This is a genomic window from Shimia aestuarii (genome assembly GCF_022814865.1).
GTDB classification, from domain to species: domain Bacteria; phylum Pseudomonadota; class Alphaproteobacteria; order Rhodobacterales; family Rhodobacteraceae; genus Shimia; species Shimia aestuarii_A.
The window spans coordinates 57,152-83,300 of sequence record NZ_JAKVRD010000009.1; the positions used below are offsets into that span (position 1 = coordinate 57,152).

At 61.4% G+C, this 26,149-nt stretch carries 24 protein-coding genes; 12 read left to right on the forward strand and 12 right to left on the reverse strand.

Annotated features, from left to right (window positions below; genetic code table 11):
- Positions 1 to 242: 242 nt before the first annotated feature.
- From MK745_RS10920 to feoB, 6 genes are all read left to right on the forward strand, one after another.
- On the forward strand, positions 243 to 1,268 hold the full coding sequence (locus MK745_RS10920) for a phage integrase N-terminal SAM-like domain-containing protein (RefSeq protein ID WP_243613324.1): 1,026 nt from the start codon (positions 243 to 245) through the stop codon (positions 1,266 to 1,268).
- A gap of 45 nt (positions 1,269 to 1,313) precedes the next feature.
- Positions 1,314 to 2,813: an IS21 family transposase gene (istA, locus tag MK745_RS10925; RefSeq protein ID WP_243613325.1), complete on the forward strand. Its 1,500-nt coding sequence runs from the start codon at positions 1,314 to 1,316 to the stop codon at positions 2,811 to 2,813.
- A complete protein-coding gene (gene istB, locus MK745_RS10930; protein WP_243613326.1) occupies positions 2,810 to 3,568 on the forward strand; it encodes an IS21-like element helper ATPase IstB in 759 nt (252 codons plus the stop codon). Before istA ends, istB begins: the two co-directional genes overlap by 4 nt.
- A gap of 315 nt (positions 3,569 to 3,883) precedes the next feature.
- Positions 3,884 to 5,275, forward strand: a complete 1,392-nt coding sequence (locus MK745_RS10935; protein WP_243613327.1) for a cytochrome P450 — start codon at positions 3,884 to 3,886, stop codon at positions 5,273 to 5,275.
- A gap of 93 nt (positions 5,276 to 5,368) precedes the next feature.
- Positions 5,369 to 5,662 (forward strand): FeoA domain-containing protein, encoded by a 294-nt coding sequence (locus tag MK745_RS10940; RefSeq protein WP_243613328.1) that lies wholly within the window; start codon positions 5,369 to 5,371, stop codon positions 5,660 to 5,662.
- A complete protein-coding gene (gene feoB, locus MK745_RS10945) occupies positions 5,659 to 8,004 on the forward strand; it encodes a ferrous iron transport protein B (protein WP_243613329.1) in 2,346 nt (781 codons plus the stop codon). Before MK745_RS10940 ends, feoB begins: the two co-directional genes overlap by 4 nt.
- Here the strand turns inward: feoB and MK745_RS10950 are convergent.
- Positions 8,001 to 8,567 carry a UbiX family flavin prenyltransferase gene (locus MK745_RS10950; RefSeq protein ID WP_243613330.1) on the reverse strand — a complete coding sequence of 189 codons (567 nt, stop codon included), beginning with the start codon at positions 8,565 to 8,567 and terminating at the stop codon, positions 8,001 to 8,003. The two genes, feoB and MK745_RS10950, sit on opposite strands and share 4 nt — an antisense overlap.
- Positions 8,560 to 10,056 carry a UbiD family decarboxylase gene (locus MK745_RS10955; RefSeq protein ID WP_243613331.1) on the reverse strand — a complete coding sequence of 499 codons (1,497 nt, stop codon included), beginning with the start codon at positions 10,054 to 10,056 and terminating at the stop codon, positions 8,560 to 8,562. Before MK745_RS10955 ends, MK745_RS10950 begins: the two co-directional genes overlap by 8 nt.
- On the opposite strand from MK745_RS10955, the gene ubiT reads away from it, so the two are divergent.
- The 3 genes from ubiT to ubiV are packed head-to-tail and all read left to right on the forward strand — an operon-like array spanning position 10,047 to position 12,613.
- Positions 10,047 to 10,724 carry a ubiquinone anaerobic biosynthesis accessory factor UbiT gene (gene ubiT / locus MK745_RS10960; protein WP_243613332.1) on the forward strand — a complete coding sequence of 226 codons (678 nt, stop codon included), beginning with the start codon at positions 10,047 to 10,049 and terminating at the stop codon, positions 10,722 to 10,724. The genes MK745_RS10955 and ubiT overlap by 10 nt on opposite strands.
- On the forward strand, positions 10,724 to 11,701 hold the full coding sequence (gene ubiU, locus MK745_RS10965) for a ubiquinone anaerobic biosynthesis protein UbiU (RefSeq protein ID WP_243613400.1): 978 nt from the start codon (positions 10,724 to 10,726) through the stop codon (positions 11,699 to 11,701). The genes ubiT and ubiU overlap by 1 nt, the downstream gene beginning before the upstream one ends.
- 15 nt (positions 11,702 to 11,716) lie before the next feature.
- Positions 11,717 to 12,613 carry a ubiquinone anaerobic biosynthesis protein UbiV gene (ubiV, locus tag MK745_RS10970; protein WP_243613401.1) on the forward strand — a complete coding sequence of 299 codons (897 nt, stop codon included), beginning with the start codon at positions 11,717 to 11,719 and terminating at the stop codon, positions 12,611 to 12,613.
- 14 nt (positions 12,614 to 12,627) lie between these two features.
- Here the strand turns inward: ubiV and MK745_RS10975 are convergent, their stop codons facing one another.
- The 10 genes from MK745_RS10975 to MK745_RS11020 form a co-directional block, all read right to left on the reverse strand.
- Complete coding sequence (locus MK745_RS10975) at positions 12,628 to 12,870, reverse strand: hypothetical protein (RefSeq protein ID WP_243613333.1); 243 nt, start codon at positions 12,868 to 12,870, stop codon at positions 12,628 to 12,630.
- A gap of 18 nt (positions 12,871 to 12,888) precedes the next feature.
- Positions 12,889 to 14,451: a nitrite reductase gene (locus MK745_RS10980; protein ID WP_243613334.1), complete on the reverse strand. Its 1,563-nt coding sequence runs from the start codon at positions 14,449 to 14,451 to the stop codon at positions 12,889 to 12,891.
- Complete coding sequence (nirJ, locus tag MK745_RS10985; protein WP_243613335.1) at positions 14,438 to 15,655, reverse strand: heme d1 biosynthesis radical SAM protein NirJ; 1,218 nt, start codon at positions 15,653 to 15,655, stop codon at positions 14,438 to 14,440. Before nirJ ends, MK745_RS10980 begins: the two co-directional genes overlap by 14 nt.
- Before the next feature lie 2 nt (positions 15,656 to 15,657).
- Positions 15,658 to 16,143 (reverse strand): siroheme decarboxylase subunit beta, encoded by a 486-nt coding sequence (gene ahbB / locus MK745_RS10990; RefSeq protein WP_243613336.1) that lies wholly within the window; start codon positions 16,141 to 16,143, stop codon positions 15,658 to 15,660.
- Positions 16,140 to 16,613 (reverse strand): Lrp/AsnC family transcriptional regulator, encoded by a 474-nt coding sequence (locus MK745_RS10995; RefSeq protein ID WP_243613337.1) that lies wholly within the window; start codon positions 16,611 to 16,613, stop codon positions 16,140 to 16,142. The genes ahbB (MK745_RS10990) and MK745_RS10995 overlap by 4 nt, the downstream gene beginning before the upstream one ends.
- Before the next feature lie 3 nt (positions 16,614 to 16,616).
- Positions 16,617 to 17,609, reverse strand: a complete 993-nt coding sequence (gene ahbB, locus MK745_RS11000) for a siroheme decarboxylase subunit beta (protein ID WP_243613338.1) — start codon at positions 17,607 to 17,609, stop codon at positions 16,617 to 16,619.
- A gap of 3 nt (positions 17,610 to 17,612) precedes the next feature.
- Complete coding sequence (locus MK745_RS11005) at positions 17,613 to 18,764, reverse strand: cytochrome D1 domain-containing protein (protein ID WP_243613339.1); 1,152 nt, start codon at positions 18,762 to 18,764, stop codon at positions 17,613 to 17,615.
- Positions 18,761 to 19,093 carry a c-type cytochrome gene (locus MK745_RS11010; protein ID WP_243613340.1) on the reverse strand — a complete coding sequence of 111 codons (333 nt, stop codon included), beginning with the start codon at positions 19,091 to 19,093 and terminating at the stop codon, positions 18,761 to 18,763. The genes MK745_RS11005 and MK745_RS11010 overlap by 4 nt, the downstream gene beginning before the upstream one ends.
- Positions 19,086 to 19,868 carry a uroporphyrinogen-III C-methyltransferase gene (gene cobA / locus MK745_RS11015; RefSeq protein ID WP_243613341.1) on the reverse strand — a complete coding sequence of 261 codons (783 nt, stop codon included), beginning with the start codon at positions 19,866 to 19,868 and terminating at the stop codon, positions 19,086 to 19,088. The genes MK745_RS11010 and cobA overlap by 8 nt, the downstream gene beginning before the upstream one ends.
- A gap of 71 nt (positions 19,869 to 19,939) precedes the next feature.
- A complete protein-coding gene (locus tag MK745_RS11020; RefSeq protein WP_431978970.1) occupies positions 19,940 to 21,646 on the reverse strand; it encodes a cytochrome D1 domain-containing protein in 1,707 nt (568 codons plus the stop codon).
- Positions 21,647 to 21,850: 204 nt separating this feature from the next.
- Here MK745_RS11020 and MK745_RS11025 point away from each other — a divergent pair, with 204 nt between their 5' ends.
- The 3 genes from MK745_RS11025 (at position 21,851) to MK745_RS11035 (ending at position 26,084) form a co-directional block, all read left to right on the forward strand.
- Positions 21,851 to 23,887 carry a NosR/NirI family protein gene (locus MK745_RS11025; protein WP_243613343.1) on the forward strand — a complete coding sequence of 679 codons (2,037 nt, stop codon included), beginning with the start codon at positions 21,851 to 21,853 and terminating at the stop codon, positions 23,885 to 23,887.
- Positions 23,888 to 23,993: 106 nt separating this feature from the next.
- Positions 23,994 to 25,178, forward strand: coding sequence for an NnrS family protein (locus MK745_RS11030; protein WP_243613344.1), 1,185 nt, complete (start codon positions 23,994 to 23,996; stop codon positions 25,176 to 25,178).
- A gap of 99 nt (positions 25,179 to 25,277) precedes the next feature.
- Complete coding sequence (locus tag MK745_RS11035; protein ID WP_243613345.1) at positions 25,278 to 26,084, forward strand: FAD:protein FMN transferase; 807 nt, start codon at positions 25,278 to 25,280, stop codon at positions 26,082 to 26,084.
- The last annotated feature ends 65 nt before the right edge of the window (positions 26,085 to 26,149 follow it).

Below are 26,149 nucleotides of genomic sequence, written 5' to 3' on the forward strand. Positions count from 1 at the left end.
CATCGGAAGCGTTCCGTGCCTATTCTTCCCGAAGATGAGCGATATCTATGTGATCGCGTTGTTGCGGCCCGGTTCGGCGTCTCCCGGCAAACGGTTTGGCGCTGGGCAAAAAGCAGCGCGCGGTTTCCAAAACCAGTTGTGATCAGTCCTGGAACCACGCGGTGGTTGCTGTCTGACCTCATTGCCTATGAGCTGGAGTTGCAGGAAGCGTCTTCGAGAGACTCTGGTTCGGAGGGCGCGGTATGAGCCGGTCATATCGAAACGTCTGCCTGTCGTTAAACAGGGTCTATACCGTCAATGAAGTGCAGGTGTTGTACGATGTTTGCCGCAACACTGTGTCAAATTGGGTGCGCGAAGGGTTGCGCCCTTCTGACGATAGTTTTCCGCAGCTGTTCCGCGGGACTGAGCTTAAGCGGTTTCATGATGCCAGAGTGGCGCGCGCACGGAGGGGCTTGCGATTTGGGGAGTTCAAATGCGTGGGATGCGGGGCTGCTGTGTTTCCTGACGTCCGATCTGTGCGTTTGGAGATCGTGGAGGGCCGTCGAACGTTTGCTCATGCGACGTGTTGCGACTGTGGGGCAAGGGTGCTGAAGTTCCTGGGTGCGACGGAATGCACCAAGGTGCAGGAATGCCTCGATACCAACACCGAGCTTTCCGAGATAGACGAATATCAGGCGGCACTCCCGGCTCGTATTGGGAAGGATAAAGGGGGTCAGGATGTGGCGTGGTTCACAAGCAACGATCGAATTATTCACGAGTGGCAGATCTATGCGGGGCGATTTAGCGAGAAAACGCAACAGGCTTACCTTGTGAGCATTCGCGAGTTTGAAGAGTTCATCGGTGGCGAGAGCTTTGACAAAGTCACGACCAAACGGGCTGGGGCGTACCGTGATCATTTGGTTGAACTACACAAGCGCCCCAAGGAAAGCGGTGGTCTCAGCAGCTCGACCGTGCGCCACCGCGCGTCTCATCTCAGTGCGTTCTTCAAGTGGCTTAGAGGTCAAACTGGGTATCGGCGTCTGAGCGCGAGCATTCCCGACTACTTTGCTTTGCCGCGCGCGACATCTGGGGTTGGCCTCAAAGAGCGCCAGAAAATCTACCCGTCCTTGGACGAGGCATGGGCCATGGTCGATGGCATGCCTGCAAGAACGCTCACGCAGCGCCGGGATCGGGCGATGGTTGCGTTTGCCTTTGTGTCGGGGTTTTGTGAATCCCGGAGACAAAATGGGCCACAGAAGCGGTCAGATTTCCTGATCGTAGCGGAGTAAAATTCCGCCACTTTACGCCTGAGGCAACGATCTGAAGGCGGGGAGATGTATTCTGTGGAACTTTATAATCGGGTGCGCCGGGCGTGCCATGTTGAGGGTATGAGCGAGCGTGCGGCAGCACGGCATTTCGGGATTGATCGCAAGACTGTGTCGAAGATTTTGCAGCATTCGGTACCGCCTGGATATCGGCGGCGCACTCCGCCAGCGCGACCGAAGCTTGATCCGTTCATTCCAATCATCGATCAAATTCTGGAAGACGATAAAGCCAGGATCAAAAAACAGCGTCATACGGCCAAGCACATTCATGCCCGGCTGCGCGACGAGCACGGGTTCACGGGCGGCATTACCATCGTCACGGATTACGTCCGCGAGAAGAAGCGGCGCTCGAAAGAAGTATTTGTGCCGCTCAGCCACGCCCCGGGTCATGCACAAGTGGATTTTGGCGAGGCTCTGGGCGTGATCGGTGGGGTCGAATGCAAGCTGCACTACTTCGCAATGGCGCTGCCGCATTCGGATGCGGTCTTCATAAAGGCCTATCCTGCGGAGACCACGGAAGCCTTTTGCGATGGCCACAACGCTGCCTTTGCGTTCTTTGGCGGCGTGCCGTTGTCGATGCTCTATGACAATACGACTATTGCGGTCGCCAAGATTTGCGGTGACGGCACACGTGAGCGGACCCGCACCTTCGCCGAGCTGCAATCTCACTATCTGTTTGACGACAAGTTTGGGCGCCCTGCAAAGGGCAATGATAAAGGGCATGTGGAAGGGGCTGTTGGGTATGGGCGGCGGAACTTTATGGTTCCCGCGCCGCGGTTCGAGGACTTCGACGCGCTGAATGCCTGGCTGGAAGGCCAATGCCTGCGGCGTCAGAACGACATTGTGCGCGGCCATTCCGAGATGATCGGCGAGCGCATGTTACGTGATCTGGATGCGCTGATGGCACTGCCGCCCACACCCTATGACGCCTGCGAGAAGGTCAGTACGCGGGCGACGTCGATCTCGATGGTGCGCTATCGGAGCAATGATTATTCTGTGCCCGTGGCGTTCGCTCATCACGAAGTTCAGGTTCGTGGATATGTCCATGAGGTTGTGATCGGCTGCGGCCCGGATGTGATCGCCCGGCATCAGCGATCCTATGACAAGGCCGATATGATCTTCGACCCGGTGCATTTCCTGCCGCTGTTGGAGCGGAAGGTCGGTGCCCTGGATCAGGCTGCGCCTTTGCAAGGCTGGGACTTGCCAGATGCATTTGCCACGTTGCGCCGGTTGCTGGAGGCCAGAATGGGTAAACCGGGTAAGCGCGAGTATGTTCAGGTCTTACGGCTGTTAGAGACCTTCGAGATGGATCATGTCCATGGCGCGGTGCGCCAGGCCCTTGATCTCGGCGCAATTGGCTATGACGCAATCAAGCACCTGGTGCTGTGCCGGATTGAGCGCCGCCCGCCTAAACTGGATCTGGATGTCTATCCCTTCCTGCCAGCAGCCCAAGTCGAGACAACAAAGGCGGCAAGCTACAAAGTACTGATGTCTGGGGTGACAACATGACAGATGCCCCACAGGTTTTGCTCGCACATCACCTCAAGAAGCTGAGGCTGCCGACCTTCCTAAGCGAATACGACAAGCTTGCCCGGCAATGTGCTGCCGAGGGCAAGGACCATGTCCAATATCTGCTCCGGGTATGCGAATTGGAATTGATCGAACGCGAGCGCCGGATGATCGAGCGTCGGATCAAAGCAGCAAAGTTCCCGGCAACCAAGAGCCTCGATAGCTTCGACTTCAAGGCAATCCCCTCGCTGAACAAAATGCTTGTGATGGAGCTGGCCCGGTGTGAGTTCGTGACACGCCGCGAGAACATAATCGCCCTCGGCCCATCCGGTACCGGAAAGACTCACGCAGCCCTGGGATTGGGCCTGGCCGCCTGCCAGAAAGGTATGCGGGTCAGGTTTGTGACAGCGGCAGCTCTGGTGCATGAGCTGATCGAAGCCGTCGATGAACGCCGCCTGCAACGCTTGCAGAAACAGCTCGCGGCTCAGGATCTGCTCATCATCGACGAACTTGGCTTTGTGCCGCTGTCCAAGACAGGTGCGGAATTGCTGTTCGAAGTCATCAGCCAACGCTACGAACGCGGATCGATCATCATCACCTCCAACCTGCCGTTCGACGAATGGACGGAAACCTTCGGAACAGAACGCCTGACCGGTGCCATCCTCGACCGCCTCACACACCACGTCCACATTCTGGAGATGAACGGCGAGAGCTTCCGCCTGCGCGAAAGCCGAAAATCCAAAACCAAAAATTGATCAGAACTGGCCTGCGGCCAGTGCGCCTTGGCATGCGTCAGCTATATTGAAAGCACGCACGCCAAGGCGCCGCATCACTCAACCAACATGGCCCAGTTTTACACCGGCGCCTGGCCCAATTTTACTCCGAGATTGACAGGTGCGGATTTTCGATGTCCCGGCATAGGTTCTCCATTAGTGAGTAATCACTAACTTATTGCATCACATGGTCCATTGACGAAAGTCAAGTTGAGGGCGGCGCGACTCAGTTAGCGTAAGTTCATATGTGGGCGGTGAGGGCCTCTACGAGACTGGAAAGGTGGAACTGAGGCCTTCATGAGTTGTCCGCATTATCCTAGACCCGAGCCAGTGAAACCCGCCTCACGTCCCGAGCGGGTTTCACTACTTTCCTATCTTTGGAGGTTTCGGCAGGATATCCTGTCGGCGCAGCCGGCGCGGCTCTATCGCGCTTGGATGGCGGAGTTTCGCACGCCGTTCTTTACGTCTTTCCTGTGCAATGATCCCGAGCTTGTTGATCTTGTCCTGTCGCGGCGATCGGAGGATTTTCCAAAGTCCAACCGGCTCTTTGAGGGGCTCGTCCCGCTTCTTGGGCATTCCGTCTTCATCACGAATGGCAAGGAATGGGAACGGCAGCGACGGATCATAGATCCTGCGTTCGAAAGTGGCCGGGTGCGAGAGGTGTTCCCGGTCATGTGGGATGCTGCCGCCGCCGCGGTCGAGCGGCTTGGGCCGGTCGCGGATGGTCGGCCTGTCGATGTCGAGACGGTCACCTCGCATGTCGCGCTCGACGTGATCTTTCGGGCCATGTTTTCAATCCCGGTCGAGAACGACACCGCCCAATCAGTTTTTAGGGCGTTCCGGGCGCATCAGGCCGCGCGGCCGCTTCTCAATAGCGGCTCGCTCTTGCCCTTGCCGGCCTGGTTTCCGCGCTGGCGGGGGCGCAAGGCGCGCCGCACGGCCAAACAGATCCGAGCCTTGGTCGAGGCGCTTGTCGCGACGCGGGCGCAGGAGATCGCAGAGGGCCGCGCGCCGGATGATCTCGCGACGCGGATCATGACGACACCTGACGCGGAAGATGGGCGGGTTTTTACGGCGCAGGAGATGGTCGATCAGGTTGGTATTTTCCTGTTGGCGGGCCACGAGACCTCGGCTGCGGCACTGGGGTGGGCGCTTTACTTGATGGCGCTTTTCCCGGAGTGGCAGGAAAAGGTGGCGCAGGAGGCGGAAGCCACGATTGATCCTGAGAAGATCTATTTCTCGGCAGGGAGCAAGTTGCGCCTGTCGCGGGCGGTTTTCCGGGAGGCGTTGCGTCTCTATCCGCCGGTGCCGATGTACCTTCGGGAAGCGGCGCAGGAAGAGGTCTTTCGGGGGCGGAAGGTTCCAAGGGGTGCGCAGGTGATCATAAGCCCGTGGCACCTGCATCGGCATGAGCGGCTTTGGGACAGGCCAGACAGTTTCGATCCCACCCGCTGGGACAGCCAAGAGGGCAGGGCCAGCGCGCGACAAGCCTATCTGCCTTTCTCGGAGGGGCCGCGCGTTTGTCCGGGATCGGCTTTCGCGATGATGGAGGGGCAGTTGATCCTGTCGATGATCTTGCAACGCTACCGTGTCGAACTCGTCGAGGGACGGGAGCCCGTCCCCGTTGCACAGCTCACGGTGCGGGGTCGGGATGGGATTTGGCTCCGATTCCGGCCACGCGGCGACTGACGGTTCGTTGCGGAAAGGGATGGTCGCGTTTGACTTCTGTCAATTCCGATAAAAACAATCGGCATTATGGTGTGAGGGAATCAGGAGTCCCCCATGTCGGAAATTTCTCCCAACCTTGAGGCCGGTCCGGTCGAAGATGTCTTTCCGCTCGTCGCGGCGCGCGTCGGCATGCGGTGTTTGATCCACTCGCTTGGCGATACGCTCGAAAGCAGGCTTGAGCTCTTGGCGGCAGGTTTGGCGCCGGATCAGGAAGTGCAGGTCGTATCGGTCTGCGACAAGCGCCATTGTGTCTTGGCGTGTGGACAGATCCGGGCCGCTGTCGGTGCGGATCTCGCACGTACGATCTCTTTGCGTAGCTGCCCAAGCTGCGGGGCAACTCGCTCATGAGTTGCGGCTCATGTGCCCTTAAGGAGGCAGGAGCCTGCGGGGTCGCCTTGCCGGGGGCGGAGGTGCGTCGGGTCTATCTTCTCGGTCCGCCGAATTCCGGGAAGTCCACCCTGTTCAATCGTCTTACCTTTTCCAACCAAACCATCGGGAACTGGCCCGGCGTAACGGTGGATCGCAAGGCCGGATGCGTGCGCCTTGGAACAGTGGATGCGGAGATCGTCGACCTGCCCGGGGTTTCAAGCCTTTCGTCACCTTCGGCGGAGCGCATGGACGAGCGGGTCACGCGCGAGGCAATCCTGACCACGAAATGCGATCTCATCCTCGTGGCTGTCGACCTGTCGGCGCCGCATCGCGGGCTGTCTATGCTCTTGCAGGCGATGGATTGCGGGCTTCCGGTCCTCGCGGTGCTGACCAAGGCGGACTATTGGGATCCGGCGGTGATAGAAGCGGCGCGACATAGGCTTGAGCGGTCGCTTGGCATCCAGGTTCTTACCGTGTCCTCACGCCGTCAGGGCGACATGGTCGAAATGCGCAAAGCGCTGGAGATGCTGCTCCTTTTTCCGCCACAGGTTTCAGGCACCCCGGAAGGCGCCGTAGAAGAGAGCGCGGCGCTGGTGCGAGCACTTGAGGGAGGGGACAGCTTGCTGTCGGTGAACCCAAGTGCCGCGGCGCGGCGTTTGCTCGAACGGGACAAGCTGGCCTCGGACCTCGCGACGCCGGACTTGCGCGCGCTGCGGGACAGGTTGTGTGATGCGGCAGAGAAGCGGGATGGGCTTGTTTTGGACGCGGCGCTTGTGGAGGCGCCCTTGGCGCGGGCTGGGGCGCTTGTGGCAACGCTCGATATGCCGCCGCCCGTGGGGCGTCGGTTCTGGTCGGACCGGATTGACCGGATCGCTTTGTCTCAGCGCTGGGGGATGCTTGTTTTCCTGACGGTGATGTACCTTGTGTTCTTCGTCTCCATCAACCTTGCAGCGGTGTTCATCGACCTGTTTGACGGCCTTGCGCAGGCAGCATTTGTCGATGCGCCCGCGCTATTGCTGTTTCGCCTCGGGATAGAGGGCGGTTTCCTGTCGGTTGCCCTTGGTGCAGTGGGCACGGGGCTACAGACGGTGGCGACTTTTGCGCCCGTCGTGGGGTTCCTGTTCTTCTGCCAAATCCTGCTTGAGGAAAGCGGATACATGACCCGCGCCGCAGTAGTCGCGGATCGGATGATGCGGCGGCTTGGCCTTTCGGGGCGTGCATTCCTGCCTTTGATCCTCGGGTTTGGTTGCACGATCCCAGCCATCCTTGCGACGCGGGCGCTTGATACCCGGTCCGAACGGATCATGACCGCGCTCATGGCGCCGTTCATGTCCTGCGGAGCGCGGCTCCCGGTCTATGCGCTCTTCGCGGCGGCGTTCTTCCCGACATCGGGACAGAACATTGTCTTTGTGCTCTACCTGCTTGGTGTCGCGGTGGCATTGTTCACGGGATGGATCCTTGCGCCGCGCTTGTTGCCGGTCTCGCCGAGACCGCTTGCCATCGAGCTTCCGGTCTATCAGGCGCCGGCCATCGGGCAGGGGCTTCGACTTTGCTGGGTGAGACTCAAGCAATTTCTGAGCGAGGCGGGCAGGACGATTGCGATTGTCGTGACCTTGCTCTCCTTGCTCAATTCCTTCGCGCCGGACGGTTCCATCGGCAACGAGGGCAATGGCCGCTCAATCCTGGCACTATCGGCGCGGGTCGTGACGCCGGTGCTCGGGCCGATGGGTATTGAGCAGGAGAACTGGCCGGCGGCGGTTGGACTCGTGACGGGGATCTTTGCAAAGGAAACCGTCGTCGGCACGCTCCAGGCGCTTTATGTGTCAGAAGGTGAGAGTGCTCGAGAGGCGCCCGACCCAGTCTCGACGGCGCAGGGCGCTATGCGCGATCTGGCAGGTGCGGGTGCGGGGCTAATAGCCACGCTGGCGGACCCTCTGGGGCTTGATCTCGGACCGATCGAGAGCTTTGCGGAAGCAGCCAGCGCGCAAGAGGTCGAGGCCTCCCTTTTCACCGAGCTTCGCGGGCGGTTCGATGGGGCGGCAGGGGCGTTCGCATATATGGTGCTCATCCTGCTCTATGTGCCTTGTGTGGCGGCGCTATCGACGATCTGTCGAGAGATTGGCGGGCTTTGGGCGAGCATCTCGGCGCTATGGTCCACGCTTCTGGCCTATGGCGGTGCGGTGATGGCCTATCAGGTCGGGACTTTTTCCCAGCACCCACAAAGTTCGTCCGTGGCTATCGCCATTTTCGTAGGGCTCCTTGCAGGTGTGGTGGTGCTGGTGCGGTCTTCAGTCGGGCATGCCGCGCCGGAGCGTGCTTAGCCTTGCCATGCCTGCGCCGACATCGGGCGAAGCTGCAGGAGGTCGACGGCGCGCGCCGCGATCTGCCGGGCGATCTCTCCGGTGGTTTCAGGGCACAGGTAGAAGGCCGGGACGGGCGGGAGGATCGTCGCTCCCATCTCTGTAGCGGATGTCATGTTACGCAGATGGGCAAGCGTGAGGGGGGCTTCGCGCGCCAGAAGAACCAGCGGGCGGCGTTCCTTCAGTTGAACCGAGGCGGCGCGGGTGAGGAGCGTGTCGTCCAGACCTGTGGCAATGGCGGCCAGGCTGCGCATTGAGCAGGGGGCCACGATCATGCCCGCAAAGGGCGACGAGCCGGAAGCGATCCTGGCACCGAGATCGGCAATTGGATGCGTCCTCTCCGCGAGGTTCTGCAACTCGTCATGGGCGTTCGGCCCGACTTCGAGCGCGAGGGTGCGTTCGGCCATGGTCGAGACGGTGAGGTCAAAAGTGATTTCGAGGCGCGACAGGTGTCGGGCAACCTCCAGACCGAGCAGAGCGCCGGATGCGCCGGCTAGGCCAAGGACGACATTTGGCTTATCCATGCTGATCCCTTTGCCATTCCGAGACGAGGGCGTCGGCGCGATCGAGATGGGCTGGATCATGGGTCATCACTTCGCCCCAGCTGCGGCGGGTCTCACTGCCGATCTTGTTGGTGGCGTCGATGCCGAGTTTCCCGCAAAGACCCTCTTTGGCAGAAGCGAAATCAAGATAGTCCATCGGCGTATCCTTGAGCACCATGACATCGCGGGCGGGGTCCATGCGTGTCGCCATGGCCCAGGCGATGTTATCCCATGAGCGCACGTCGATATCGTCATCCACGACGATGATCGTCTTGGTATAGCTGAACTGCGCCAGCATCCCCCAAAGCGCCATCATGACGCGCCGAGCCTGACCGGCGTAACGTTTGTTGATGGCGATCACGGCCATGCGATAGGAGCAGGCGGCAGGCGGCAGCCAGAGATCGCGAATTTCGGGAATCTGGGCGCGAATGACGGGCAGGGCGAGGGTATTGAACACTTCGCCAATGACCGAGGGTTCGTCAGGGGGGCGACCGGTCATCGTCGTGAGATAGAGCGGGTCCTTGCGATGTGTGATCGTCGAGACCCGCATCACGGGGAAGGGCTCGACCGCGTTGTAGTAGCCCGTGTGGTCCCCGAAAGGGCCTTCGGGTGCCGTGTCGCCCGGATGAACCCAGCCTTCGATCACGATCTCGGCGCGGGCCGGGACGAGAAGCGGCACGGTCTTGGCATGGGCCAGTTCGCTTCGTGCGCCGCGCAGGACTCCACTGAAGGCCATTTCGGAGATCTGTTCCGGAAGGGGGAGGGCCGCGGACAGGAGCGTGGCAGGGTCGGCGCCGAGCGCGATTGCCACGGGCATTGGTTCATCGCGCATGTGCCATGTCCGCGCATGGGCCGCCCCGCCACGATGGGCGAGCCAGCGCAGGATGAGCCTGTCGGGACCGAGCACTTGCGCACGATAGACGCCGAGGTTGTAGTCGGCGGCCTGAGCCGGATCAGAGCCATGCGGTCGGGTGTTGACGACCGGCCATGTGATGAGAGGGCCCGCGTCTTCAGGCCAAGGCGTTTGAATTGGTAGGGCTCCCAGGTCCGGGGCGGCCTCGATCTGCTGCACTGGCGGGCGTTTCATGATGTTGGGGCGGGTCGTCAGCGCGGTGCGCAAAGTCGGCCAGCGTGACATGGCGTCCTTGAGGCCCCGTATCGGAGCGGGGGCACGCAATTCGGCGAGAAATGCCCCAAGATCCGAGATCGCGGACGGAGCTACACCGAGCCCCGCCGCGACCCGCTCGGATGTGCCGAATAGATTTGCGACGACAGGAATGGAGGACGCTGCCGCGCCCTGCATTGCTTTGTCAAAGCGCAAGACCGGCCCATCCGCGCGCAGCATCTGCTGTTGGATCGCGGCCATTTCATGCCGCAGGTTCACCGGTTCGCGGATATGCAGAACCTGACGTTCCTCCTGCGCCCAAGCAAGGAACGAACGCAGGTCAGGAAATACAGGCAATGTCCTCATGTAAGGCTCCGCGGCTGGTGATGCAGCGTGTCTATCAGTGGCAACAGGCGGAGCTTTTGACTTTCGTCAATCATCGCGGCGATTTGACGGTCTACTCCTCGACGCAGAGCCAAAGAGGGGATGCCATGAGTGACGAGCTACCAGTGATACCGAAGGCGCTCCAGACTGCCATGCGACCGTTGCCATTGGGGCCGGTGTCGATCCTTCTGACGCGACTTGCCAGACGGGTCGCGGTGCGGCATCCGGATTTGTTTGGCCGCCTGGGGGACTATGCCGGCGCATGTTTCGAGCTTGATATGATGGACCAGCCTTTCGTGCTCGTCCTCGATCTTGGAAACGGCGCGCCGACCATGCGGGCGCGGCGTCGGAACGCGATCCGGGGCGCAGACGCGACGATCCGGGGCCCTGTCGCGGGGTTCCTTGGAATGATGCATGGCACTTGGGATGGCGACGCGCTGTTCTTTTCGCGAGACCTAATGGTAGAGGGAGACACCAGCGCGGTGCTCGCTTTGCGCAATGCAATAGACGACGCCGAGCTCGATCTCGTCGAAGAGCTCGGCCTTGGCGAGACCTCGCGAGCGCTCGTTCGCCGTGCCTTTGGCGTGGCGGAACGAATGACCGGGTTGCCGCTCAACCGACACCAGATGACGATGGATTTCTATTCATGATGGAACTTGTCTGTCCCGCCGGCACCCCGGCGGCATTGCGCACGGCGGTGAAGGCCGGGGCGCATACAATATACTGCGGTTTCGCCGACGAAACCAATGCGCGGAACTTTCCCGGCCTGAACTTCAGCCGCAAGGAACTTGGCGAGGCGATCATCTTTGCACATGGCCATGGAGCGAAGGTGCTCGTGGCGATCAATACGTTCCCGCGTGCTGGTGGCGAGGAGGTCTGGCACCGCGCGATTGCGGATGCGGCGGCGCTGGGGGCGGATGCGGTGATCCTCGCCGACCTCGGGCTCTTGGCATATACGGCCGAGCACCATCCGCAGCTTCGGCGGCATCTGTCGGTACAGGCGGCGGCGGCCAACCCGGATGCGATCAATTTCTATGCGGAAAGCTTTGGTGTGCGCCGTGTGGTGTTGCCGCGCGTGCTCACGGTGGCGGAGATCCGAGCGATCAATGCCGAGATCGATGTCGAGACAGAGGTTTTCGTGTTCGGGGGGCTTTGCGTCATGGCGGAGGGGCGGTGTTCGCTTTCCTCCTATGCCACGGGGCGGTCGCCGAACATGAACGGTGTCTGCTCACCGGCGAGCCATGTGGCCTATTCGCAAGAGTCGGGAGACCTTGTAGCGCGGCTTGGTGGGTTCACGATCCATCGCACCGCAAAAGATCAATCGGCCCCATATCCGACCCTTTGCAAAGGGTGTTTCACCTCACGCGATCAGACCGGGCATGTGTTCGAAGACCCCACAAGCCTTGATGCGACGAGATTGATCCCCGAGCTCGCGAAGGCGGGAGTGACGGCTCTCAAGATCGAGGGACGACAGCGCAGCCGGTCTTATGTCGAGAAGGTTGTGCGGGCCTTCCGGGCCGCTGTCGAGGCCGAGGCGCAGGGACAGCCGATGCCGGACGGTATCCTGGCGACATTGAGCGAGGGTCAGGCGGTCACGACGGGCGCCTATGCCAAGGTCTGGAGGTAGGACATGGAGCAGAAAATGGACCTCACGGTTGGAGCGAACCCGTTTTTCTGGGATTTGGAGACCACACGAGGCTTCTATGAAAAACTGGCAAAGGCGCCGGTTGCGCGCGTGGTGATTGGCGAATTGGTGTGCTCCAAGCGATTGCCGTTCGTGGCAAACGCCTTCCCGGAAGCGGTGGAGACGATGATGGCGGCGGGCAAGGATGTGGCGCTGACGACGCTGGCGCTCGTGACCCTGAAGCGGGAACGCAAACAGACCGCTGATCTCTTTGATGCGGGCGTCACGGTCGAGATCAATGACCTCTCTGCCTTGCAGCACCTGCCGGACGGGCAGGGCTTCTGGGTCGGGCCGTTGGTCAATGTCTACAATGAAGGGACGTTGCGATGGCTCGCCGACAAGGGTGCGCAGCGGATTTGCCTTCCGCCGGAGTTGCCGATCGACTCGGTGCAGCGACTTGCCGAGGTTGGACGGGAGAGCGGCGTGGCAATCGAGGTATGGGGGCATGGGCGCGCGCCTTTGGCGATCTCAGCCCGGTGCTATCATGCGCGCCTGCATGACCGGATCAAGGACAACTGTCAGTTCGTATGTGGCGAGGATCCGGACGGCCGGGATGTCGACACGCTGGATGCGCAGAAATTCCTTGTCGCCAACGGTGTGCAGACCTTGTCTCATGCGACGATGAGCATGGCGCGTCAATACGATCTCCTACGAGACGTGGGGGTGAGCGCTTTGCGGCTTTCGCCGCAATCGCGCCATTTCGGTGAGATTTGCGAGGGCTATGCGCGGGTGCTAGATGGGCGCGAAGATAAAGACGCGTTTGCAAAGGCGCTTCTGGCGCTGGTCCCGGACGGGGCGCTTGCCGATGGCTTCCTGACGGGAGAGTGCGGTGCGGACTGGTCGGGGGCGGCCTGACGGTTCAGCCCTTGTCAGCCTTGTGAACGCCCCTCGGCCTCGTTGATCAACCGTGTGACCCAGGCAGCCACCATGCTATTCGCAGGCACCCCGAGCGGAACCGCGGCGAGGAGTGCGTGAAGCGGGGCAAGCACGCTGACGCCAAAGACCTGAAGCATGAGGAACAAGAGAAACAGGTTGATGGCCACCGCAGCCGCGGTGAACGGGTAGAGCAGTAGCCAAAGGCGCAGGTTCGTCGGTGCAAAGAGGTTTTTCATGCGGCGCTCTCCCCGTGGTTAGTGGCTTGTGCCGTCGGAGAAGGTGATCTTGTTCCAGACGTTGTATTTCCCGGAGGGCTTGCGCATGGGCAACCGCCGGATTTCCTCGAGGGTTTCCGCGTCGTAGACGATCACCGCCCCGTCATCCTCCCAGATCGACACGAGGGCATGGCGCCCATCGCGGGTAAACTCGATATGGGCGACGGTCTTGCCCGGCGCAGGATCAAGCGTGCGGATGATCTCCAGGCTGTCCTTGTCAATTACATGCAGTTTGTCGCGGTTCGGTCCAAAGAATACATCGGCCCAGACATAGGGCGTGTTTTCATGGCTGCGCAGAAAGAAGCCAGGGCCATCTGTGTCGATGGTTTTGATCAGGGACCAGTTTGCAGTGTCGATCACGCTTAGCCGGCCTTCGCGCAGGTGCGGTGTTGCCATGACTTTGCGGCCGTTGCTGTCCCAACTGATTCCCGAGCCGAGATGCGGCATGCCGGGAAGCGGCAATTCCGCGATCTCTCGTCCGACGTCGAGATTGACCACGACCCCCTTGTCGCCGTCGCGGTTCGCACCGATGAGATTGCGGTAGTCGGGGGTGAAGAAGAAGTCGTCGAGCGGTTCCGAGACCTTGATCCGACGCCGCGCGAAGAGGCCTTCTTCGGCGCCGAGGGACTCTTTCATGTCTTTCTGGTGGCTATGAACGAAACCGTCGAAGAAAGGGCCGCCGTCTTCGGCCGTGGCGATTTCCCAGATCTCCGGAGCATCCTTCAGAGCGAGGATGAAACTCTGACGTTGCGGGGCCTGGTAAACCGCTGAGACGCGGCTTTCGCGGCCGTCATGGGCGGTCACGGTGCGGAGCTGTGCCACGCTGAGGTCTGTGGTCGACAGGATGGTGATGCTATGCGGCAGGTAGTTTGCAACCGCGAGCCATTTGCCGTCTGCGCTCATTGCGATGTTGCGGCTATTTATACCGGCGCGGACGCGACCGACCTCTTGCAGGGACCAGATGTCATATTTCTGCACCCAGCCATCGCGGGACATGATAAAGACATAGCGCCCGTCGGGGCTGAATTTCGGGCCACCATGGACGGCGAAGGGTGTTGGAAAGCGGTCGAGCACATCGAAGGTATCGCCGTCGAGCACGCTCACGTGGTGGTCGCCGGTCTCCACCACCAGCGTGATGTTCATCGGGTCCACGGAGAAGGATGGGGACGTCGCCGCGACATAGTCGGGGTTCATTTCACGGGTGGCGTCGATCTCTTTTGTTGTCCAGATCGGTGGTGTGGACAAAGGGGTCGCGATATAGGCTGCGACCGCTGCGATCTCCTCCTCGGAAAGGGTCTGTGCGAAGGCGGGCATCTGGGTGGCGACGCGACCATTGGCGATGATGTCGGTCAGTTTGGCGCCGCGCAGCCGTTTGAGCGCCTCCGGGATCAGGGCGGGGCCGGTGCCGCCGAGACGTGTTTCAGCGTGGCAGGAGGCGCACAGATCACGGTATATCCCCGCCCCCTCAGGGTCGGCGACAAGGGGGGATGCGGTCAGCGCGAGAGTCAGTGCCAGCGCGCGCAACGGTTTAGAAGAAGACATGCTCAGGGTCACGGCTCTTGCCTCGGAAAGGGGTCACATTCAGGCGATCACTCTCGTCGATACCGATCTCGGCATTCGAGAGATAGCAGGCCGGATCTTCGGCCCATGGGTCGCCCGTGATTTGAAGGGCGCGGATACGGGTATTGCCGCCGCAGACGTCCTTGAAAGCGCAGGCCCCGCAGCGGCCCTTAAGGGGGCGAGGGCGCTGGCGCAGAGTGGCGAGCATCTTGTCGTCCCCGGTCCATATGTCCGAGAATGGGCGGGATTTCACGTCGCCGATCGTGTAGTCGGACCAGTAGGTGTCGGGGTGGACAGTCCCGAGCGGTGCGATATTGGCGACGCCCAGGCCCGAGGAATTTCCGCCCCATGCCTTGAGATGTGCCTCGACATGGTCGGCGCGGGCCTCGTCGAAGTTGCGACGCACCCATTTCATGAAATACACGGCATCAGCATCATTGTTTCCGGTCACGATTTCAAGCGGTTCATCTTCGGCCACGGCAACCCAGGCGCGGTCGATCAGTAGTTCCATGGCGTGCCGGGTTCGGGCGCGTTCTGTATCGTCGCCGCGGTGTTTGTCACCACGCCCGGCATAGACGAGATGCGAGAGGTAGAACTTGTCCACGCCCTCGCTATCGCAGAGGTCGAGCATATCCTGAAGCATATGGGCGTTGTCTTCGGTGATGGTAAAGCGCAACCCCACTTTGATGCCGCGTTTCTTGGCTTCGCGCACACCTGCCAACGCCTCGTCAAAAGCCCCTTCCTTGCCACGGAACCAATCGTTCATGTCGCCGATCCCGTCCAGCGAGATACCGACATAGTCAAAACCGAGATCCGCGACACGGCGGGCGGTGTCGCCGACGATCTTGGTCCCGTTGGAGGAGAGCGCAAGGTGGCGAAAGCCCAGCGATTTCGCGCGCTCGGCCACGTCGAAAAAGAACGGGCTCGAGAGCGGTTCGCCTCCCGAAAGGATCAGGGCAGGGATCTGGAAGGCGTGCAGGTCATCAACCACCGCGAGCGCCTGCTCACGGTTGAGTTCGCCGGGGAAAGTGACGTCGGCGGAGGAGGTGTAGCAGTGACGGCAGCGCAGGTTGCAGCGCCGGGTCAGGTTCCAGATCACCACCGGTTTGACCGATCCGGTCGCGACGCGATGCCGGACCGGGGTGGGGTTTGTCAGTTCGTGCATGTATTGCGTCAAACGGAACATCGCTACGCTCCTTTCTTGAGGCGCATCCCGGTTTTCTTGAGGATGCGTTTCGAATAGAGAATGTCGTTTTTGCGGCAGGCCGAGCCGAGAAGGGCTTTGATCTCCTCGCGGTAGGTTTCGACCGTCTCCCGGTCGGGGCCGTGGATCATGGCGAACAGATTGTAGGGCCAGTCGGGCAGGGAGCGTGGGCGTAGATAGCAATGGCTCACGAAATCGAGCGCACCGATTTGCTCCCCAAGGGTCTCAGCCGCTGTGTCGATTACGTCCCAGACGCTCATGCCGTTGGCGACCAAGCCGAGCGCATAGTGGTTGGGGGCGATCGCGATGCGGCGGATGATGCCGCTGTCCTGCATCCGGCGCAGGCGAGAGATCACCTCAGCTTCGTCAAGGTCAAGCCATGCCGCGACCTCGGCATAGGGCGTTGGCGAGAGGGGAAGCCCGCTTTCGGTGGCGATCAGGAGGCGCCGGTCTGTCTGGTCGATGCTCATGCCGTGACCTTGAAGCCGATAAAGAACTCTTTCAGTTTCGGAAAACGCCGCACGGTGAGGCCGGTGAGCGCTTCGATCCGGTCCGCTGACTCGTGGATTTCGTCGGCCCTGTCGCAGGCGAGGACGAACCACATGTTGAGCTTGTGGACGCGTTCATAATTATGCGCCACCTCGGGCAGGGCATTGACCAAAGTCATGACCTCTTCGAATCTCTCGTCCGGTACCTGCATGGCGCAGAGGCAGAAGGCGCCGCCCATAGCAGCGGCATCCATGAAGGGACCAAAGCGGGTAATCGCGCCGATTTCGCGCAGACGCGCAATGCGGTTTATGAGATCGGTTTCGGAAATGCCAAGAGGCGCGGCAGCTTCCGCGAAGGGGCGCGGCGAGAGCGGGAAACCCTCTTGCAGCGTATTGAGGATCGCGCGGTCCGTGGCGTCGAGCGTGTCTTGGGGAAGGGGGTTGCGTCGCATTGCTCACGCCGCCTTGCCGTCAGCGCGCGCGAGCGTCGCGCCTTTTTGCTTGAAGCAGCGCAGGGAAAAGAGCGCCTTGTGGTCAACCCCACGAAGAGGCGGCAGGGCGCGGGCGCCTTGCAGGATGGTCTCGGCCTCCTCCCGGTCGCGGGCGTGGATCATGGAATAGAGCCGATAGGGCCAGACCCCCGGCACGGTCTTGCGTTGGTAGCACAGGGTCACGCCAGGGTGGCGGGCCAATGCGGTTCCGGCCTCGGCAATGCGCTCTTCGGGAATATCCCAGACGACCATTGCGTTCGCTGTCCAACCGATGGCGCGGTGACGCACGATCACGCCGATCCGCGTCAGGATGCCGGCCGTCTCTAGGGCACGGATGCGCGCAAGGATCTCTGCCTCACTTCGAGCGAGTTTCTGTGCAACGTCCTCGAAGGGTCGTGGCACTAGGGCCAGGCCCTGGCTCAGGGCGTGGAGAATGGGGCGGTCGCTTTCTAGAAGGGCGTTCAGATCCGGTGTGCCTGTTGGCATCAGAGTACGGGCTTGCCCGCTTAGAGAAAACCCAAGGTCGATATTGAAGGGGCGCACGAGGCGCAGGTCAAGGACCTCAAGCCCGGTGGTCGCGCGAATGCGATCGAGGCTTTCGGTGAGGGCGGCCTTGTCCGGGGCTGTCGCTACGAACCAGAGATTGACCCTGTCCTCGCGCAGGTAGGAATGATTGACGCCCGGCTCTGCCCCGACCTGAGCGGCGACCGCGTCAATACGGCTCTCGGGGACAGCGATGGCCGCCAAGGTGGACGCACCAGCGGTATTGGGGCGCACGGTGCCCCCCACACGGGCGATGCGTCCGGCCTCCTGAAGCCGGCGCAACCGGATCAGCACGTCGTCCTCAAAGGCACCCAACGTGCGGGCCATCCGGGCGAAGGGGCGTGTCTCGATTGGGAACTCGCGCTGGAACCCATCGAGAAGAGCTTGATCAAGCGTGTCGAGCCGGGAGAACATGGTTCAAAGTCCAGGTTGATGAGCGCGGGCGGTGAAGAAAATGCCGGACGGGGATTGGGCATCTATCTCGGCTTTGACTTCGAAACTATGCGTATCGTAGACGATGATCTTGTCGTCGTCGCGCGAAGACACCCAGGCCTCGGCGCCACGCGGAGCGAATTCCATGTGTAGGATCGCCTTGCCGGGTTCGAGGGTCTTGACAACGCTATGCGTGCGGCTGTCGATGACCTGCACGACGCCGTTGCGGGGCGTGGCGAAATTCACCCAGACATAGGGCGAGGCAGGTTGTGCGATGATGAAGACGGGCTGGCCGTGGACCTTTGTGCGCGCGGTTTCCTTGAGCGTATCGCGATCGACCCAGAGAAGCTCATGACGACCGACCGCCGGCAGGACGAACTGGCCCTCGGTAAAGGCCCATCCCTGAAGGTGGGGCATCTTGTAAACCGGCATATCGTCTTCGATCTTGCCGTAGTCTTCGAGGAATTTCCGCGGGGTTGGGAGCTCGTCCCAGAGGTCGATGGCGGTGACACCTTTTTCGCCGAATAGGCCGATCAGGTAGGTATGGCCATCGTCGGTCACCACTGCGTCGAAGGGGTTCTTGCCCACTTCACCGAGGTTGGTGACGATTGGGGCGGCGCCCGAGAAATCGCCAAGGAAGGCCTTGCCGCTGTCCCAAACTGTCCAGATGAAGCGGCGGCCCGGCAGGTCTGCGAGGCCGATGGTCTTGCCCTCGGCTGGGATGTCGGCCACGAGTGCGAGCGTGTCCGCGTCAAACACCTTGACGCCGCCGGGGGTGTAGTTGGAGACGGCGACAAGCGTTCCGTCGTCAGAGATTGCGCCGCCAATGGAGTTGCCGGCCTGAATCGTGCGGGCAACGACCTCGCGCTTGAGCAGGTCCACCTTGGTCAGGCCGCCATCGCGTCCGAACACATAGGCGAAACGCTCGTCAGGGCTATAGGTCATCGAGGCATGAGACAGGTCGCCAAGGCCCTTGATCTGTGCGATGGCCGCGTGGTCCGAGCGATCGACCAGCAGGACAGAACCGGTTGCCCGTTCGACGACAAGCCCCAGATCGCCCGTCGCATAGCTGGCATCCTGGGACTGTGCGGTGAGGGGCAGGAGGGCGAGGGCGGTAGCCGCGAGGAGACGTTTCATTCTTTCTGCTCCGTCTTGAGAAGGTAGTTCGCAATCCAAAGGGCTTCGTTATCGCTCAACAGCGGGCGCCAAGCTGGCATCGCCGTGTCGGGCACACCTTCGAGGATGATAAAGGCCAGCGTGTCGGCATCAGCGCCGTCGAGGGCCTCGGGGGTCAGCGGGCTTCCCAACCCGCCCTTCATTGTTAGCCCATGGCACGAGCCGCAATCCTGGATCAGCATATGTTCCAGTTCGTCCGCGCGGGGCGCGGAGATGCCCTCGGCTTGAGCACTCCCTGAGACTGTCAGGGTCGCGAGGCCGAAGATCAGACATGCGCGCAGGTCAGGCATAGGCAGCAACCAGTTCGGGGCAGCGATGTCCGGCAGCGACAGTGCCATAGAGCGAGACCACGTGTCCGATGATAAAGAGCACAGGAGCCGTAAGATCGCTTGTAGCCATGTCGTCAGCAATCTTGTCGAGGGTCGAGACTAGGCGGGCTTCGCGCGGCGTCGTGGCCGAGGCGATGGCCATGACAGGTAGGGACTCGGGCAGGCCGTTCTTGCGCAGCTTGCGGGAGATATCCCCGATATTCATCGCCCCCATGTAGACCACAAGGGTTGTGTCTTCGCTGGCAAGGGAAGGCCAGTCGAGATCGAGCGAGGCATCCTTGGCCCGGTGGCCGGTGACATAGCGCACACCAGTTGCAAGCCCCCGGTGGGTCAGCGGGACGCCTGTCGATGTGGCGGCCCCCTGGGCCGAGGTGATGCCGGGCACGTACTCATAGGGAACACCGGCGAGGCGGAGGTCTTCGGCCTCTTCGCTGCCGCGTCCGAAAATCAGCGGGTCACCTCCCTTCAGGCGTGCGACGCAAAGCCCCTTGGCCGCGAGGTCCACCAGAAGCGCGTTGATACCTTCCTGGGGTACCTTGTGGCATTTAGGTTGCTTGCCGACGTCGATCCGGCGTGTGCCCTTGGGCACGAGGGCCATGATTTCAGGCGAAACAAGGCGGTCATAGACCACCACATCGGCGGTATTGAGTGCTTTCACCGCTTTGAGGGTCAGCAGGTCGGGGTCGCCCGGCCCTGCGCCGATGAGGAAGACTTTGCCCTTGGTGAGATCTTTCATGGCTCTGGCTTTCTTGGCTATCTCAGGGAGGGGAAGTGCGGGAAGGGGGACCCCCTTCCCGCGCGGTGGCGTCAGTAAACGTCGCCACGGGTGTTGTAGACGTTGAACTTGCCAGTCGGTGTAATCAGGCGCTCGTCCTTGATTACTTCCTTCAGCTCAAGCGTCTTGTCATCGACCACGACAATGGCCGAGACCTTGTCCTTGGCGTTCCAGACGGAGAACCACACTTCGCTGCCATCCTTGTTGAATTCAGGCTGCACCACACGTGGCTGGCCATCCGCGATCCCGGCCCACTCGCCGATCGGCAGGGTGGTGTATTCCGGTTCCACGCCAGCCTTCATGTCGGAGATCTTGAACACAGCGACGGAGGCCGAGATCTCTGCATCCGGGTTCAGCGGCGCGTCGACATAGAGGTTGTCCGAGACCGGGTGGGTCTTGATGAAGAGCGAGCCACCCCCGAGGGCATAGAAGCTCTCGACGATTTCCCAGGCCTTGTCGGCGTGACCTTCCGGGTCGGTACCGATCAGGGCAACCGAGTCGTCGCCAAGGTGGGACGTGGCCCAAACCGGCCCGTGATCGGGATGCACGAAATTCGCACCACGGCCCGGATGCGGGGTCGCGCCGCCGGTATCCGTGATGGCGGTGAGCTTGCCTTCCTTGGTGTCGATCACCACCAGCTTGTTACGGGCGTTGGCGGCCGTGATGAAGTAACGATGGGTCGAGTCGAGGCCGCCATCATGGAGGAAACGCTCGGCTTCGATTTCGGTCGTCTTGAGGTTCTCGAGATCAGTGTAGTCGACCAGGAGAATCTTGCCGGTTTCCTTGACGTTGACGATGAACTCGGGCCGGTAGTGGCTCGAGAGGATCGCGGCAACGCGCGGCTCCGGGTGGTAGGACTGCTCGTCATAGATCATGCCGCGGGTCGATTTGATCTTGAGCGGCTCGAGCGTGTCGCCGTCCATGATTACGTATTGCGGCGGCCAGTAGGAGCCGGCAATCGCGTACTTGTCTTCCCAGCCTTCCATTTTCGAGGTCTCGACGGAGCGCGCCTCCATGCCGACCTTGATCTCGGCCACGGTTGCCGGTTCTTCCATCCAAAGGTCGATCATGTTGACCTTGGCATCGCGGCCGATCACGAAGAGATATCGGCCGGAGGCGGAAATCCGGCTGATATGAACGGCATAGCCGGTATCGAGCACGGCGTGTATCTTGTAGTTCGCACCGTCGATCAAGGCGATCTGACCGGAGTCGCGGAGGGTCACGGACATCAGGTTGTCGATGTCGATGTCGTTCATCTTCTCGGTCGGACGGTCTTCGGGAGCGACGACAACGTTCCAGCTCTCGCGCATCTCGGCCATGCCGTATTCAGGCGGCGCGGGCGGCTCCAGCAGTAGGTAGCGCGCCATCAGGTCGATCTCGTCCTCGGTCAGTTCTCCGGATGTGCCCCAGTTGGGCATGCCGGCGGGCGAGCCGTAGGTGATGAAGCTATGCAGGTAGTCATAGCCATTGTCCCGCGTGATGTCGGTGGTCAGGGGTTTGCCCGTCGCGCCTTTGCGCAGCACACCATGGCAGCCGGCGCAGCGTTCGAAGTAGATCTTGGTGCCGGTCTGGAATTCTTCCTGGGTCATGACCGGGTCGCCCTCTTTGCGGCCCGGAATCTCAACTGCGATTTCCGCGAGCGTGGTCATCGAAGGTTCATAGGCTGCGGCGGGGCCGTCAGCATGTTCGGTGGGCTTTTCCTCGGCTGCGACAGGCGAGGCAAGTAGGGCCATAGCCATGGCTGCACTTGAAAGAAGTGCTCGTCTGGCTGGAATTTGTCGGATTCTCATTGGGTTTCTCCGTTCCGCTGGTGAGGCATGTCCAAGTATGAATCACGCGTTCGTGAAGAGCCTTGACTTTTGTTAAGGCTGGAGGGGCACCGTCGGTCGCAGGGTGTGGCAGCGCCCAAGGAGGCGTTTCTTGACATGCCACGGGAGCCTGCCATGCGGCCCTTTCTTCGCTCTGTCCTATCCTTGTTGGTTTTGGCGGTTGCCGGTCTCGAAATGCCCTCAGGCGCATGGGCCGGCCCGGATGGCATTCCCGAACTGACGCTTTCCGAGGCGCAGATCGGGGCCATGCTTGGCGTCCATGCGCCTTTCTCCGTGACCCGTGTAGAGGATGGGGTTCCCGGATGGACCGTAGCCTCGGGTGAGCGTGTGATCGCCTATATGGCGTCTACATGGGAGGTGGCGGAGTCCGTCGGCTATTCGGGGCGGCCCTTGGATGTCGTGGTGGCGATTTCTCCGCAAGCAACGATCCTTGGCGCGATCCTGTTGCGCCACAGCGAACCTGTCCTGACGCTCGGGATATCGGATGAGGATATTGAGACCTATGTCTCGCATTTCAACGGCCATGATCTGCGCCGCGCCTTCGAGGAAAGTCAGGAGGCCCTGCCCGATGTGATAAGCCGCGCCACGGTTTCCACGGGTGTCATACGGGACGGTATCCTGCGCACGGCGCGCACCCTGGCCGCAGGACGCGGCCTCATTTCCGTGGGAGCGGGAATTGATCGGCTGACCTATGCAGAAATGGGCTGGGCGGAGTTGGTCAAGGCGGGTGCGCTTGCCGAGGCGCGGGTGACAATGGCGGAGGCATCGGTCGCCTTTGAGGGGGCGAAGGTACCTGTCGAGAGCGGGCCAGGGGATTTTCTACAGCTCTGGGCCGGGTTGGTCGATACGCCGAGCGTCGGACAGAACCTGCTCGGCCAGCAGGTCTTTACTAGCGCGGTAGGAAATCTCGGGCTTGGTGAAACGGCGCTCGTGGTGATCTCCTCGGGTCTCTATTCGCACCGAGGGACCGCCTGGCGACGCAGCGGGGTCTTTGACCGACTGACGATCACGCAGGGTGAGACACGGTTTCAGCCGACCGAGGACAGGTATCACATGGTCAAACGGCTCCGCGCAGATGGCGCGCCGGAGGTGAAGGAGATCAGCCTTTTCCGACTTCCGGCAACGGTCGATCCTTTGAAACCGATCAGGGTGGAGGTGCGTGCGACTCGCCCGGCGGAAACAGGTGGCGAGGTGGCGTTGCAGGTCGGGGCGGATTACGTACTTCCTAAATTCTTCCAGACCAGTCCGCCACCTGAGCACTCGCCGCTCTGGATCAGCGCCTGGCGGGACAGCCGCGCCGAAATTATCCTCGTGAGTGCAATGCTCAGCGCGCTTGGCCTTGTCATGCTGGCGCAGGAATGGCTTGTGCGGCGGCCAAAGCTATGGCGCTATGGGCGGATCGCGTTCCTGTCTTGCACACTCCTCGTTCTTGGGTGGGGATTGAATGGGCAGCTGAGTGTTGTTCAGGTCGTCGCGTTCCTGCAATCCCTGTTTGGGGGATTCCGGTGGGAAACCTTCCTGATCGAGCCGGTGATCTTCCTGCTCTGGGGGTTCGTCGCGCTGGGCGTCCTGTTTTGGGGGCGTGGGATCTATTGTGGCTGGCTATGCCCGTTTGGCGCCTTGCAGGAGCTTCTCAACGATCTCGCGGTTCGACTGGGAATCCGGCAGATTGCCGTGCCGCAGGCTCTGCATGAGCGGCTCTGGATCCTGAAATATACGGCCTTTGTCGCCATAGTGGCGCTCTCGTTTTATTCCATGCACGATGCGCTTGTGCTTGCCGAGGTCGAGCCGTTCAAGACGGCAATCTCCATGCGCATGATGCGTGCATGGCCGTTTGTCCTGTTCGTCGTGGCGCTCCTTGTCGCCGGGCTGTTCATCGAACGGTTCTATTGCCGGTACCTTTGCCCGCTCGGTGCAGGTCTGGCGATACCGTCGAAGCTCAAGATCTTTGACTGGCTGCATCGGCGCCCTCAATGCGGGCGGGAATGCCGAATGTGTGAGACCAAATGCACGGTTGGCGCGATCGATTCTGTGGGACGGATCAACCCCAATGAGTGCGTCCTGTGCCTGCGCTGCCAGGTGATCATGAATGACAGCACACAATGCCCGATCCTCAAGCGACGAGCGCGCAGCGGCGGCGGGAACGCATAGGGCTAGGCCCTAATCTGCGGCATTTGACTTTCGTTAAGGAGTGAAGCAGCCGCAGCTGCGAAGAGAGAGTGAGCACAGTCCCCAGAGCGAACTACAGGAGAAAGACATGACGGGTTTTGGGCGCCTCTTCACAGCCGGGTTCCGTATCTTCTTTCTCGCGGCAGGGATCTTCGCGGTTCTTAGCATGATCGTCTGGGAGGGATGGCTTGCCATCCATGCGGCGGGCGGCATGGTCAGCGAGATGCCTTTCTTCATGGCACCGCATCTATGGCACGCGCATGAGATGGTCTTTGGCTACGGCGGAGCGGTTGTGGCGGGTTTCCTTCTGACGGCGGCGCCGAACTGGACCGGGGCCAAGCTCGGGTCAGTGCCATTCTTCGCGACCCTGTCGGCGTTTTGGCTCGGTGGTCGGCTGGTCGTGTTCTGGTCGGGTGCCTTGCCTGAGTGGCTTGTTGCTCTTTGCGATCTAGCGTTCCTGCCTGTCCTTGCCATCCGTATTCTGCAATTGCTGCTCAAACGTCCCAAGCCACAGCAGCTTATCCTTTTCCTCGTGATCCTCTTCTTCTGGAGTGGCAATCTGATGATGCATCTCGAATGGGGCGGCGTGATCGACGATGGTGCCTGGATCGGAGTGCGGATCGGGCTTGTGTCCCTGTCGGGGCTGATCCTGATCCTCGGTGGACGCGTGACGCCAGCCTTTACCCGCAACGCGATGCTGCGTAGCGGGCGGGAGCAGGGCCTTCCGGGCGAACCTGACTGGCTCGCGCGCGTGGCGACGGTTGCGGCGCTCCTTTCGCCGGCGGGGCTCTTGCTCGGAGTGCCGGAGGAGATCTGGGCATCCGTTCTGATCGTGGCGGGCGGGCTGGGGCTTGCAAGGCTGACCGGCTGGCAGGGGCGCTGGGCGCTACGCGAGCCGATCCTGTGGGCGCTCCACCTGTCCTATTTCATGAACGCACTTGGTCTCATTCTTTTCGGTCTGGCGACGCTTGGAGCCGGGTCGGAAGTCGCCGCACTGCATGTCCTGGCGATCGGTGGCATTGGCGGGATGACCCTTTCGGTCATGACACGGGCGGCGCTTGGGCATACAGGTCGCGCGCTCAAGGTGCGCAGCGAAGTGGTCTTGGCCTATGCACTATTACCGCTTGCCGCATTGGCGCGGTTTGTCGGATCGGCCCTTCCCGAGTTCTACTATGCAGGGGTCCTGACCTCCGGCGGGCTTTGGATCCTGGCATTCACACTCTTCAGCGTGAGCTACCTGCCGGTCCTGCTCGGGCCGCGGCTCGACCGTTGATAGGAGGCGTTCTTGAAGGTTTCGCGTCGGCTTTTCCTTGGCCTATCTGCCAGTGCCCTCGCGGCGCCATGGGGTGTTCGCGCGTCTGCGGAAAGTCACGTGGCGCGTTGGCGCGGGCGCGCATTCGGAGCGGATCTTTGGATCGAGGTCGTGGACATGCCTGCCGCGCAGAGGCGCAGGCTGTGGAAAGATGTGAAGCGTGAGATCGGCCGCATTGCGACGCAGGTCTCGCTCTATCAACCTTCAGAATTGCGACGGCTCAACGAGACCGGGATCCTCCGGAATCCCACGCCTGACATGCTTGAGCTTTTCGAGTGGACCGATCGTTTGCATCGCGCGACAAATGGGGTCTTTGATCCGACAGTTCAGGTGCTTTGGCAGGCCTATGAGGCGGGGGGCGATGTCGTGGCGGCACGGGAGAAGACCGGCTGGCACAAAGTGGCATTCTCAAGAGAGCGCATCCGGTTGCGTCCGGGTATGAGCCTCACCTTCAATGGCATTGCACAAGGATATGCCGCGGATCGCATCGCGACACTGCTGCAATCCTCGGGGATTGAAGATGCCTTTGTCGATATGGGCGAGATCCATGCGCTTGGGTGCGCTGCGGATGGCAGGCTCTGGGAGGTTGGAATCGCGCGGGCGAACGGGGCCTTGGTCGCCACGCTGCCCTTGAGCAATCGGGGCCTCGCGACGTCCTCGCCGGGGGCTACGCGGGTCGGCAGGCAGAAGGCGTATCACATCATGCATCCGCAGGGCCGGCACCCGAAATGGGACACCGTTGCCGTATCCGCCCGCGAGGCGGTGCTGGCGGATGGGCTCGCAACGGCGTTCTGCCTGATGGACCGGGAGGAGATTGCCGCCTGCCTGTCCCGTTTGAATGATGTGCAAATCGCTTTCCTCGACTGAGCGCTGCTATTCCGCTCTGCAATTGACTTTCGTTAAGGAGCGACTCGGGGCGGAAAGACAGGTTC